Annotated in this window: 11 protein-coding genes; 5 read left to right on the top strand and 6 right to left on the bottom strand. The window is 60.4% G+C overall.

Annotation, left to right across the window (positions count from 1 at the left end):
- Positions 1-11 precede the first annotated feature (11 nt).
- Entirely contained in the window at positions 12-428 is a 417-nt protein-coding gene (locus tag LWE61_RS16790; RefSeq protein ID WP_326490660.1) for an ADP-dependent NAD(P)H-hydrate dehydratase, read from the top strand.
- 265 nt (positions 429-693) lie between these two features.
- Here LWE61_RS16790 and LWE61_RS16785 read toward each other — a convergent pair whose 3' ends face one another.
- The 3 genes from LWE61_RS16785 to LWE61_RS16775 all read right to left on the bottom strand — a co-directional run bounded on the left by LWE61_RS16785 (position 694) and on the right by LWE61_RS16775 (position 4,366).
- Complete coding sequence (locus tag LWE61_RS16785; protein WP_234151794.1) at positions 694-1,383, bottom strand: hypothetical protein; 690 nt, start codon at positions 1,381-1,383, stop codon at positions 694-696.
- Positions 1,383-2,255: a DUF5677 domain-containing protein gene (locus LWE61_RS16780; RefSeq protein WP_234151793.1), complete on the bottom strand. Its 873-nt coding sequence runs from the start codon at positions 2,253-2,255 to the stop codon at positions 1,383-1,385. The genes LWE61_RS16785 and LWE61_RS16780 overlap by 1 nt, the downstream gene beginning before the upstream one ends.
- A 335-nt stretch (positions 2,256-2,590) precedes the next feature.
- Positions 2,591-4,366, bottom strand: a complete 1,776-nt coding sequence (locus LWE61_RS16775; RefSeq protein WP_234151792.1) for an SLC13 family permease — start codon at positions 4,364-4,366, stop codon at positions 2,591-2,593.
- A 226-nt stretch (positions 4,367-4,592) separates the two neighbouring features.
- Between LWE61_RS16775 and LWE61_RS16770 the strand changes: the two genes are divergently transcribed.
- The gene (locus LWE61_RS16770) at positions 4,593-5,903 is read left to right on the top strand and encodes a mechanosensitive ion channel family protein (RefSeq protein WP_234151791.1); all 1,311 of its coding nucleotides are present in this window, start codon (positions 4,593-4,595) and stop codon (positions 5,901-5,903) included.
- Between the two features lie 364 nt (positions 5,904-6,267).
- Positions 6,268-7,530, top strand: coding sequence for a multidrug effflux MFS transporter (locus tag LWE61_RS16765; RefSeq protein ID WP_407696255.1), 1,263 nt, complete (start codon positions 6,268-6,270; stop codon positions 7,528-7,530).
- Positions 7,531-7,670: 140 nt separating this feature from the next.
- Here the strand turns inward: LWE61_RS16765 and LWE61_RS16760 are convergent, their stop codons facing one another.
- Positions 7,671-8,468, bottom strand: a complete 798-nt coding sequence (locus LWE61_RS16760) for a class I SAM-dependent methyltransferase (protein WP_234151790.1) — start codon at positions 8,466-8,468, stop codon at positions 7,671-7,673.
- On the bottom strand, positions 8,465-8,863 hold the full coding sequence (locus tag LWE61_RS16755) for a cupin domain-containing protein (protein WP_234151789.1): 399 nt from the start codon (positions 8,861-8,863) through the stop codon (positions 8,465-8,467). Before LWE61_RS16755 ends, LWE61_RS16760 begins: the two co-directional genes overlap by 4 nt.
- A 113-nt stretch (positions 8,864-8,976) precedes the next feature.
- Between LWE61_RS16755 and LWE61_RS16750 the strand changes: the two genes are divergently transcribed.
- A complete protein-coding gene (locus LWE61_RS16750) occupies positions 8,977-9,786 on the top strand; it encodes an AraC family transcriptional regulator (RefSeq protein ID WP_234151788.1) in 810 nt (269 codons plus the stop codon).
- Positions 9,787-10,106: 320 nt separating this feature from the next.
- Positions 10,107-10,844 carry a hypothetical protein gene (locus LWE61_RS16745; RefSeq protein WP_234151787.1) on the top strand — a complete coding sequence of 246 codons (738 nt, stop codon included), beginning with the start codon at positions 10,107-10,109 and terminating at the stop codon, positions 10,842-10,844.
- Here the strand turns inward: LWE61_RS16745 and LWE61_RS16740 are convergent.
- Complete coding sequence (locus LWE61_RS16740; protein ID WP_267961854.1) at positions 10,841-11,653, bottom strand: MipA/OmpV family protein; 813 nt, start codon at positions 11,651-11,653, stop codon at positions 10,841-10,843. The two genes, LWE61_RS16745 and LWE61_RS16740, sit on opposite strands and share 4 nt — an antisense overlap.
- Between the last annotated feature and the right edge of the window lie 8 nt (positions 11,654-11,661).

Raw genomic sequence — 11,661 nt, 5'->3', positions numbered from 1 at the left:
ACGGGCATGTCATACTGACGCCCCATCATGGCGAAATGGCGCATCTTTCCGGGCTGGAGGTCGAAGCGGTGAAGGCCGATCCGGAGAGCGTGGCCCGCGACATCGCACAACGGTTCAACGCCATCATATTGCTAAAAGGCAAGGAGAGCATTCTTGCCGCCCCGTCAGGCGAAATTGCGATCCATCGGGGTGGCTCTGTCGGCCTCGCCACCGGCGGATCCGGGGATGTGCTTGCGGGAATTATAGGCGGGCTGGCGGCACGGGGTGCAGCCCCGTTGACCGCTGCTGGATGGGGGGCCTGCATTCACGGTCGAGCGGGTGCAGCCCTGTCGCATGAAATGGCGACGGTGGGTTTTCTGGCACGTGAACTGCTGCCGATGATACCTCGACTTATAGACGTCGCGATACTCAACAAAGATGTTGATTAAGCTCACTAGAGCGACCCTTAGTGGCCGTTCAGCAGCTCATTATCCGTTCCCAGGTGCGGCCCGTCCGCTTTCCCTCGTTGGACGCCCACGACAATGGCCGATTTCAGAATGTCTGGTCACCGGCAGGCACACGCGGATAGCTACCCGTCCGCTGTCAAGCCTGGCATCATATAACGGGGTAGATAGCCGACCCTTGATGCCGTACAGATATCGAAGATGGATATGGACAGAGAACGAAGATCAGAGGCTTCTCCAGAAGGTGATATCACGCGACATCTTGGGTTAACAGAGAGTCGTCAATCTTCCTCAATCTTCTGAGCAAAACAGCCCGCTGATAATCATATGCAGCGTCAAGATCACGAAAAGCGGCAGATACTTTTCCCGCAACATATGGCAAGGTAGCTTCGGCTTTATTGGCATCCTTTAACGCGGCAGCAGACTGCTCGTCGGACCAGTTGAAATCCTCTGGTGATCGGTCTGCGTACTCCGGCAGATGAATGGTCCAAAAAGCATTATACAGAGCACCAAGGGCCTCTGACATAACGTGCTTTTTACCTTCGATGGTTTCAACATCATAGCTGGCAAGCGAAAAGGCCAAAAATGCTGTCGAGACACGACCAAACGTCTGCGTTTGATCGTCAATCCAAGCAAAATGTGACGGCTGGCGACCATGCGCTTCAAAATATTGGAGGGAAGAATGGACCTCTGCGAGAGGCTTCCTGATTATTTCCGGCACTCGGGCGCTGTCAGCATCCAATTGCCTGATCATCTCAACCACCGTACCGCGCACCATGACACTGTTTTGGGCGCGCATCAGAGCAAGCTGACGGTAAACAGGCCTAACGGCAATGAACGCGGCCAGCAATGCCAGCCCGCCTGTTATCATCGTTTGCCATTGGTTCAGCCAAACAGCGATTGCTGACCATCCTCCCCAGCCGAAAGCCCTACAAATCATTATGTCCCTCGCACCCTAGCGCGACCTTGGTTGCGCTCCACATTCCTAATTACGTCAGCATCTGTGAGAGGTGGCGTGCGTGTTTCCGCGTCTTGAAAAAGACTGAGATGCCCCTCGATTGCGCTATCCAATATCGCCGCCGCATGTATCGTGGCTATTATTGTATATGCTTTCTCAAGGACGGTTTCGACGCCTGCGCCTCGGTCATGTTCGATCATCCGAAAAAACGACATTGGGCCAGTGTGAGTATGCTGAGAGAAGAAGCGATAACCGAGCCTGAAAGCCTCTTTGTCGGCTCCCATCCTTTCCAGCACTTCGTCTTGAATGAATGGTGTTTTGTGCCCTTTTAGCGCCTCACGTCGTTGCCTTGGGTCAAAGGTGCGCAGATAGGCGTTGCCATCGAACCGTGCGGTGAGGTCGGCCATTACCTCCGCTTGATCGTACTCAGCCGCTTCGGCAGGAAAAATGCGCGCACGTGATCCGTGATCGTGACAGTAGAGTAGAATGAACCGCCCCTGCCTGACATCAGGATCAACCTCATCCTGACAAAGCCAATAATACCATAGATAGGCCTCTGCGAGATTACGAGTAAGGGACGCCACCGAGCTGAAATCCCAGTGCTCTTTTGGTCTGCAATCAGGTAAGAGTTTTTCAATCGTGAGGGCATTCACGATGATCTTTGTGAATAGCAATGATGCATAGGACAGCCTATTCTCATTGACGAAAATTCCCGCACTCCCGCGTGAAACCTTCTTTCCACGGTTGATGATGTTTCGGAATTCCTGGCGGTATCTAAGATACACTCTGGTAAGCTGGGTAGGAACCAACTCGTTCAAGCGATCAAGTACGATTAGCGGATCATCATCAATCATATCGAACTCATAATGAATTCTTGCCAAGAGCAAAACCCTATGGCGCCCCAAGATGATCTATAAATCGTTGTAGGAACGAGACCCAAAAAGCGCAAAGCAGGCAGCAGCCTTTATGCCGTCATCGGCTTGTTGGCCGTCGCCGCATTCTTCGCGGTGTTCCGGTAATGGATCGTTCTACAACATCCGCTTACGGGCAGGCAATCGGGCATGCGAATGGCGAGATGTGGCGCATTTCCGCCGATACCGACCCTTTGTCGCCATTCGCCCCGTAATTTTGATTGCCCCTGAGCGGACGGTCTGCATCTGCCCCGCTGCGTTGCGGCAACTTCGCGCACTCAATGGATTGGCCAGGTCCAGAGAATAAGTGGCGTGCCCACAAGCACCACCAGCAGCGAGAGCGGCGCTCCGAGCCGTGCATAATCGCTGAACCTGTATCCCCCCGGGCCAAAAACCAGCGTATTACACTGGTGACCAATAGGCGTCAGGAAGTCGCAGCCAGCGCCCATGGCCGTCGCGATCAGGAAAGCCTCCGGACGATATCCCAGATCATGGGCGAACACGGCGGCGATCGGGGCCATGACCAGAACGGTCGCAGCATTGTTGAGGAAAGGTGTCACGGCCATCGCGGCCACCAATATCAGCGCGACTGCGCCCCAAGGCGGCAGCATCGCCGCCGCATGGGCGAGGCTGGTCGCGATTACATCCGATGCACCGGTGGTCTGCAGGCTTTCGCTGACCGGGATCAATGCGGCGAGCATGATCAGGATAGGCCACTCGACTGCCTCATAGGCTTCGCCTACCGGCAGCGCCCCGGTGATGACGACTAATCCCGCGGCGGCGAAGAACGCCACCGCTACGGGGACGATCCCGGTTGCAGTGGCGATCATTGCAACGGCGAGGATCAATATCGGGAGCCATCCCCGCTTCGATTTGCCAAGCCGCATTTCCCGCGCCGCCAGAGGCAAGGCTCCGAGTTGGCTCAGCCGGTCGGGCAGCAGCGCGACCGGTCCCTGAATAACGACGACATCGCCTGCCTGAAGCACGATCTGGCCGATCTTGCGGGTTAAATGCTCGCCCGCGCGCGATACGGCGATCAGGTTCACGCCAAACCGCTCACGCAGGGAGAGGCGTCCGGCGGTGCGCCCGATCAGCGCGGAATTTGTCGTCACCACCGCCTCGATCACGCCGATCTCGTCATCCTCATGGCCTTGCCCCATCGCCTTGCCCTCGCCCGTGAGGGCAAGGCGGTCCCCGGCGATGACCCGCTCCAGCGCATCAGGCTCGCCAGAGAGAATGAGGACATCCTCCTCGCGTAAATGAACTGTCGGATGGACCGTGCCGTGCACATCGCCGCGCAGCAGGCTCATGACCGTGACCTGATTGTCGTGCCGCTCGGTAAATTCGGCGATCGTCTCGCCAATGGCCGGAGAGCTTTCGGAGACCGACGCTTCAGTGACATAGCCAGAGATATTGAGCGCCTCACCCATGGTTGGCGCGGCGCGGCGGTCACGCGGGAGCAGGCGATAGCCGAAGCGCAGGAATACGAGGCCGACCACCAGCAGCCCGAAGCCGGTCGGGAAATAGTCGAACATCGCGAAAGGCTTGCCGGTCATCTCCTCGCGAACCCGGCTGACGATGATGTTCGGCGACGTGCCGACAAGGGTCATAAGCCCGCCCAGCAAGGAGGCAAAGGACATGGGCATCAGGAAGACAGACGGATTGGTATCGTTCTTCTTCGCCATCTGGAAAGCTGCGGGCATCAGCATCGCCAGCGCGCCGACATTCTTGACGAGGGCGGAGGAGACGCCGACGGATGCGATCAGGACAAGCAATTGCGATCGGACGCTTTTCACGCGGCGGGAGACGAAGCCCAGCGCGATCTCGATAGCGCCCGACCGCTGCACAGCGGCGGAGATGACCAGGGCCGATCCAACGATGATGACGATATCGTCGGCAAAACCCTTGAAGGCATCGGCCGGCTTGACGATCCCGATAGCGAGTGCGGCAAGCAGGGCGATGACCGCCGTCACGTCATAGCGAAAGCGCCCCCAAAGAAAGAGCGCCATCATGCCGGCGAGCGTAGCGATGGAAAGCCATTGGGGAAATGTCATCGGGCCTCGGACATGCGGTGGCGTGAAAGCCGCCCAGCAGGAACAGCGACCTTGATCCCCACCCTCGCTACCGGCCCCATCATGATCGCTAAACGCGCGAGACCGGTTTCGGTGGCGAGACCATCTTCAATGGACGAGGTACGCCGAAAATGTGCGTCGAAAGCTGGCACTAAGCGTTATCGACGACTGACGGACAGGCATGCCGCGCGTCTGATATGGTGCATCGATGACTGACGCGATCAAGATTTGGCTCTCCGACATGGGATGGACTTCGCAGATAGCGCAACTGGTGATCGCGGCATTGCTTGTCGCCTTGGCCGTCCTCGCTGGCGAGGCAACCGCACGCTGGGGTGCACCGGCCTGTCGCAAATGGGTTCATTCCGGAATCGGGGCGCGAGGGGCACTCCTTGGTAAGCGCCTGCCGGAACTGCTGCGTTTCGGTACGGGCGCGTTCATCCTCGCATTTCCGCTCGCACTGTTCCCGTTCGCGGAGCCGGCCCTGACGATCGTCGCGGCGGGGTTCAGCGGTGCGCTGGCGATGATGACCGGCTATGTGCTGCGAATTGGGGGCCTGCCGCTATGGATGTGCGTGTTCCTTGCAGCCATGGCGTTCGTCCTGACGATGGCCGCGGCGCTGGGCGGTGTCGGCGCATTGGCCGCAAGCCTCGACGCCACGGCACTCCATGTCGGCGTGCGGCGGATATCGCTGCTGAGCGTCGTCAATTTCCTGCTCGTCGCTGCCCTCCTGTTCGCCGCGACGCGCATCGCCAACCGGCTCATGACGCATGCCGTCGGCCGCCTCTCCGCCTTGGACCTCTCGCAGCGGGCGTTGATCCAGAAGTTGGGCAGCCTGGCGGTTGTGATCGTGGCGATCCTGTTCGGCGTCGATATATTGGGAATCGATCTGACGACGCTCACCGTCTTCTCTGGCGCACTGGGCCTTGCGGTCGGTTTCGGGCTTCAGAAGACGTTCGGCAATCTGATCGCCGGGCTGATCCTGCTGATGGACAAGTCGGTCAAGCCGGGCGACGTCGTCGCTGTCGGCGATACGTTCGGGGCGATCAACAAGATCGGCGTTCGCGCAGTCTCAGTCATCACGCGCGACGGCAAGGAGCATCTGATCCCGAACGAGCAGTTGATGACCCAGCCGGTGGAAAACTGGTCCTTTTCCAGTCGCGATGTGCGCATCCACATACCCGTCGTCATTTCCTACGGCAGCGACCTGAAACTCGCGCAGAAGCTGATGATCCAAGCGGCCAAGGCGTCACACCGGGTCCTGCCTAAGCCCGAACCGAGCGTCTGGCTCCTGGCCTTCGGGGACCGCGGGTTGGAGCATGACATCATGGTGTGGATACTGGACCCCGAACTAGGCGTCGGCAATGTGCAGTCAGATATACTCAACCGTCTGTGGGAGCTGTTCCAGACGCATGGAATCGGACTGCCTTACCCCCAGCGCGATATCCACCTCAACCCGCAGCCGGCGCATCGGGCCGGAAGCGCCAATCTTCGCTCCGGCGAGACTCCCCCTACCGATTGATGCGGCAAATCGGTCGACTCATATGCTTCCGATATGATCTCGCAGCCTAGATTTTGAAGGATGGCCTGGAACGGTGGCTGCCGGGACGGGACCTGCCGGCACGGGCCGCAGCGATCTTTAGCAACCGGCGAAATGAAGGGCACTCCATGTGGCTGGAAGCGGGACATACGACAGCATGCTCAAGGCCGTTTCGCAGTGCTCCGAATTGCTTGATTGTCCGGTCCAGTTCTTTCGCCTACGCTTCGAGCCGTTTCCGGCTTTCCGTACAGCAGAACCAAACGCGTGGCATATCGAGGCCATGACAATTACGCGGCGTTCCAATCTGCGCTGGTGCCGATTTGCCTTTGTTTCCATAGAGGCCGACATGGCCCACCAATATCCTGCCGCGATGGCTCCTACCCGTCCCGACATCCGCTTCCGCGAATTCGTCCTGCTGTGTGCAGCGCTGATGGCAATGAACGCGCTCTCGATCGATCCGATGCTTCCGGCTTTGCCCGCCATTGCCCAGGATCTGAGGGTGCCGCATCCCAATGACAGGCAGTTGATAATCAGCATATATTTCCTGGGGACGGGTATCGGCTCGCTATTGTTCGGCGTTCTGTCCGACCGGTTCGGACGCAAACCGGTTCTCGGTGGCGCCACCGCGCTATTCATAGCGGCGTCGATTGCCTGCGCCATCGCACCCAGCTTCTCCATGCTGCTGGTCGGGCGGGGGCTGGCGGGATTCTTTGCGGGTGCGAGCCGGGTCATCACCGTCAGCATCATCCGCGACCGTTTCCATGGCGATGCGATGGCGCGCGTGATGTCGTTAATCTTCTCCATCTTCATGATTATCCCGGTGCTTGCGCCGAGCTTTGGGCAGGCGATCCTGTGGGTAGCTCCGTGGCGCTGGATTTTCTGGGCCCTGTCCATCCTCGCCCTGATGGTGCTGTTGTGGATGATGATCCGCTTGCCCGAAACCCTCTCGGTGGAGAACCGGATGCCGATCAGCGCCCGATCCATCGTCGCATCCGTCGTCACCATCCTGACCACACGCCAGACCATCGGCTATATGCTGGCGAGCGGTGTGGTGATGAGCGGGATGATTGGATTCATCGTGTCGATCCAGCAAATCCTGTTCGATGTCTTCGATGCGGGCCATATCTTTCCTCTCGCGTTCGCTGCGATGGCCGGAACCATGGGGCTGGGCGGTCTTGCCAACAGCCGCCTTGTCTCGCTCGTCGGGGCGCGCCGATTGAGCCAGGGCGCAGTGATCCTGATGATCGCCCTCTCGTTGATCCATCTGGGCATTATCTTCTCCGGCCATGAGAGTCTGGTCAGCTTCATGATACTCCAAGCATTGACGATGCTGTGTGTCGCCTTCACCTCGTCCAATTTCAGCTCGATCTCGATGGAGCCTTTTTCCAAGGGCGCGGGCATGGCATCCTCCTTTCAGGCGTGCCTGACCACGGCCATCGCCAGTTTCCTGGGGAGCATTGTCGGCCGCGCTTTCGACGGAACGGTCATGCCGTTCGCGCTGGGGCTATTTGGATTCGGCACGCTCGCTCTGGCGATCGTCCTGTGGGCAGAGCGGGGCCGCCTTTTCACCCGCCCGCACAATGAGGATCTGAGGGAGATAGAGTTCTAGCCCGGCGAGCCAAATTTGCAGATACATCTGACGACCCTTTGCGGCCACTCAGCGGCCAATTCGCGCTGCCCAGGTGCCGACCGTCCGCTATCCATTCCTGAACTGCATCTTACGCCTACCGAAAGCGGTTTTGCCGGCAATCATATCGCTCTCCACCCGACGATAGTCGTCGGGTAAGTCACCCATAACGCGCGCTCGCGCATCTCCACCTTCAGGCCGAATATATCAGCACCCATCGACGCATCACGCGCCAGTAGCGCCCGGACATGATCCAACATGCCATCAGACGGGAAGGATGTGGCGAGCACAGTTTCGAGCGGCAAGCTGGTCGCGCCGGTGCGCAGGGCGATCTCCGGCAGGCCTTCCTCCTGTCCCAGCATGCGTAACTCCTCCATCGGCAGAGCGTGTTTGTGCGAGGGATCGCGCAGCAGTTCGATTGCATCGAAGGCGGGGCCCCTGCTGGGGACGGGCGACAGGTCCGACACGAAAATGCGTCCGTCCGTCGCGCAGACGCGCCGCATCTCGGCCAATGTGGCAGCCGGATCTGCCGCGTGGTGGAACATGGATCGACTGACCACGACGTCAAACATACCATCCGCCAGCGGCAGGGCGATCGAGTCCGCCGTCATCCAGCGGATATTGTCTACCCCCACCCTATCAGCATGTTCCTGGGCCTGTTCCAGCATGGCGGGAGTGAGGTCCAGCCCGACGACTTCGGCCACCAGTGGCGCGATCGTCACCGCGAACTGGCCCGTGCCGCAGCCGACATCGAGGACACGCAGGCCAGAGTGCGGCGCTATCAGATCGACCAGCGGGTCTGACTTTGGAGGCGACTGCCGGGCGCTGACGAGTTCAGCATAGGGCTCCGCCTGCCGGGTAAACTGGTCGAGGACGCGCGCATTCTGGCCGGCGTTTTGACCGGTATCCTGGCCGATCATGCTTGCGCGTCGTTCGGCATTACGGGACGGAAACTATGGTCCGCCCGCGCCCGGAAGTTCAGCAGGCGTGCCGGTGCCTCCCCAGTGCGGAAGGAATAGGTGGTGCCTGCCGGGATATAGAGCGATCCACCGGCCGCCAACGCCTTGTCCTCCCAGTGCAGCGACCCTTCCGCGACGAAGAATATCTCGTCCTCATCATGGGCATGCGGAGCGATCAACGTTTGGGGATCGAGGCGCATCTCCATAAGTTGCATGGCGGTATCGCTACCCGCCTCATGAAAGGCCAAATGACCCTGAAGCTCGGTCGGGTCGATATGATCCCGCATCCAGCCCATCGGAATATCGTCCATCTTCCGCCAGCCAAGCTGATCGGCATGGTGCACGCGGATCGTCATGCTTCGTCTCCTTCTCTCCACTAATGCGATACAAATGTCATGCGAGCCTTTGACTGTCTCACGGCGATCGGCCAATCTTGCCGTCCAAACGGACATAGGGATGAGAAGCCAACATGGCGGCGGAACAGATCATCGATCCCAATCAGGACGTCGGACTGTCTACGCTGGTCGATCCGGCGCTCCGCGCATCGGCTGGCGCCGTCGTGCAGGACGAATATGACATCGACTCGCCTTGGCATCATCATGACATGCACCAGCTTCAATATGCGTTCGAAGGCGCAATGGAGCTGGAGGACGAGCATGGCCGCCACCTGTTGCCGCGCAGCCTTGCGGGCTGGGTCCCGGCCGGGACGCGGCACCGCAACAGCCTGCACCGCATCCGATCGATCTCCGTTCTGCTCGCGCCCAGCAGCGTGGCCTGTGCAGGAACGGGTGTGCGCATCCTCCATGTCTCGCCGCTGATGCGTGAGATGATCGCGGAAGCGGCACGCTGGCCATTGTATCGGCAACCGGATGCTACAGGCTCTGCCTTCTTCACCGCCTTCGCCTGCCTGTGCGGGGAGTGGATCGACCATCAGGCGCCGTTGACGCTGCCGACGACGACGGACCCCGCCCTCTCCCGCGCACTCGCCTATGTGCATCGCGACCCTGCGGGCGCCGTGATGGAGGAAGCGATGCGCCAGGCGGGCCTGTCCGAACGGTCGCTCCGCCGGCGCTGTCAGGCGCTGATCGGTATGGGCTGGGACGAGTATCGCAGGCGGGCGCGCCTGCTCGCAGCGGTAGAGCCACTCACCGAGACGGGGTACAGCATCGCCCGCATCGCCGCCGATGTCGGTTTTGAGAACCAGAGCGCCTTCGCGCGAGCCTTTCGAGAGTTGACCGGGCATTCGCCTCAGAGCTTCCGCGCACTGGCGCGGGCCTAACCGACCCTTTGGAGACGTTCATGCACCGATTTTCAATCCCCAGCTGCAGACGATCTGCTTGTCCGGCAGCTGTCGACCATTGAGCAACAGCGTTAGAGCTTTTGTACCGGAAACGTGCCAAATTTGCGTTTCGATTGCCGCGCCGACTTGGTTTGATCAGGGGAGGGATTGACCTGCACCAAGCCGTTCGTGATTGAGCGTCACCGCTGCGGCTTGATGCAACCGACCAAGCTCGTGAGGGTTCAAACGCCATGGCCACCGTTTCAGCTCTCGCAGACCGCGTCTCATCCCTATCCCGTGCGGCGCCGCTCCTATGCGCAGTGTTGCAGATCCTCACACCAACCTTGCCCGCTCTGGGCATCGGTCAGCCAATCGGTGATCAGTCGGATGCCGTCCGCACATTGATCACCCCGGCGGGATGGGCCTTCTCCATCTGGGGCGCTCTTTATACCGGCTCGCTCGTTTTCGCCGTGCATCAGGCGCTTCCGTCGCAGCGTGACAGCATGCTGGCGAGGGAACTGAGATGGCTCGCAGCGCTTGCCTTTTTGGGTAACGCGCTATGGGCTCTCTACACCCAGAGCGCTGGGCTCACCGCGTTATCGGTAGTGATAATCTTCTTCACGCTCGCTTGCCTGCTGAGGATCTTTCGGACGTTTGCGCTATGGCGATCGCCATTCACCGCTGGCGAGCGGTGGTGCGCCGTGTTGCCGCTGAGCGCGCTCGCAAGTTGGCTCAGCGTCGCATCCATCGTCAATGTCGCAGCGGCGCTCCGTTTCCATGGCGTCGAGGGTGGCAGTGCGACGCCGATGATCGCAGCGGCCCTGCTGGTCATAGGCGGGTTGATCGCCGCCGGTGCGTTGATTTCGTCCTTTGGCAACCCGCCATTTGCGCTTGTCTTTCTATGGGCTCTGGCCGCCATCTACGCCGCAGGCGGCCAACAGGCGACACCCGTTGCGCTGGGCGCTGGATTGGCGGCGCTACTCGTCATAGGCGCGACCGCGATCGGGCTGCGAGGTGGCCGCACTAGCCACTGGTTCGCTGCCCCAGGGCGACGCTAAAGACCGAAACGAAATCCATAGCCGAGGCCTAGCGTAAACTGATTGCGTTGCCCGCGGTCGCGGATTAGCGACGATTGCGCGGGCGCTCCGCCCAGACGCTCGAAGCTGGTGAAGAGGGTCAGCACATTGCGGCGGTCCAAAGGCCGAACCACCGCCCCGCCTATGCCATAGGACAATAGGCCTCCGCCGACCCTGTACGGGACAAGCCCCGTACGCAGGGACTGTCCGGCATCGACTCCAAAATAGGTTTGCATGAAATCGGCGCTGGCCGCAGTCGCCCGTGGGCCAAAGCTGACACTGCTGCGCCCGACCCGCATACGATAGCTGACCGATGCATCCGCTACCAGGCCCTGGTGCCCGCCAAAGCCCTGCCTGACTTCACCACGCACACGCCACTCCCGCCGGGGCCCAAAAGTCTTTTCGACAAAGCCGCCCACTTCACCGGCTGCCGTCACGTTGCCCATGCCCACCAGGGCATCGCTCCCGCCAGCGATCAGGAACGGCGAGCCACCGTCATTCTCGTCCCGTCCAAATCGGATTTTGGCCAGAGGGCCAGCGCGCCACCCGCCCTCGTTGATCGCATTCCACCCGATGCCATCGGGCACGGAGGCGAAGAGAATATCCCCATAGTTGACGCGCAGGTCAGGGAAGAGGGACAGGGTCATATCACGGCTTCCCTGCCACGCCGGGCTCAGCACTGGCGCAACGCCGACCGTGACACTCCAACCGACAGGAGCAGCAGGCCGGGCGCTTTCAGGCCCTGCTCCCGCCGGGGCAACCTGCGCATGCCCCGTTGCCGTGAGCAACATAGCCGCCG

It is taken from the genome of Sphingobium sufflavum (assembly GCF_021403115.1).
GTDB lineage: Bacteria > Pseudomonadota > Alphaproteobacteria > Sphingomonadales > Sphingomonadaceae > Sphingobium > Sphingobium sufflavum.
The sequence above is the reverse complement of the archived record's forward strand: the minus strand, read 5'-3'. Positions and strand labels throughout refer to the sequence as shown.

Coding starts and splice junctions, on each gene's coding strand:
- LWE61_RS16785 (WP_234151794.1), bottom strand. CDS start 1,383: ATGATTTGTAGGGCTTTCGGCTGGGGAGGATGGTCAGCAATCGCTGTT.
- LWE61_RS16780 (WP_234151793.1), bottom strand. CDS start 2,255: ATGATTGATGATGATCCGCTAATCGTACTTGATCGCTTGAACGAGTTG.
- LWE61_RS16775 (WP_234151792.1), bottom strand. CDS start 4,366: ATGACATTTCCCCAATGGCTTTCCATCGCTACGCTCGCCGGCATGATG.
- LWE61_RS16770 (WP_234151791.1), top strand. CDS start 4,593: ATGACTGACGCGATCAAGATTTGGCTCTCCGACATGGGATGGACTTCG.
- LWE61_RS16765 (WP_407696255.1), top strand. CDS start 6,268: ATGGCCCACCAATATCCTGCCGCGATGGCTCCTACCCGTCCCGACATC.
- LWE61_RS16760 (WP_234151790.1), bottom strand. CDS start 8,468: ATGATCGGCCAGGATACCGGTCAAAACGCCGGCCAGAATGCGCGCGTC.
- LWE61_RS16755 (WP_234151789.1), bottom strand. CDS start 8,863: ATGACGATCCGCGTGCACCATGCCGATCAGCTTGGCTGGCGGAAGATG.
- LWE61_RS16750 (WP_234151788.1), top strand. CDS start 8,977: ATGGCGGCGGAACAGATCATCGATCCCAATCAGGACGTCGGACTGTCT.
- LWE61_RS16740 (WP_267961854.1), bottom strand. CDS start 11,653: ATGTTGCTCACGGCAACGGGGCATGCGCAGGTTGCCCCGGCGGGAGCA.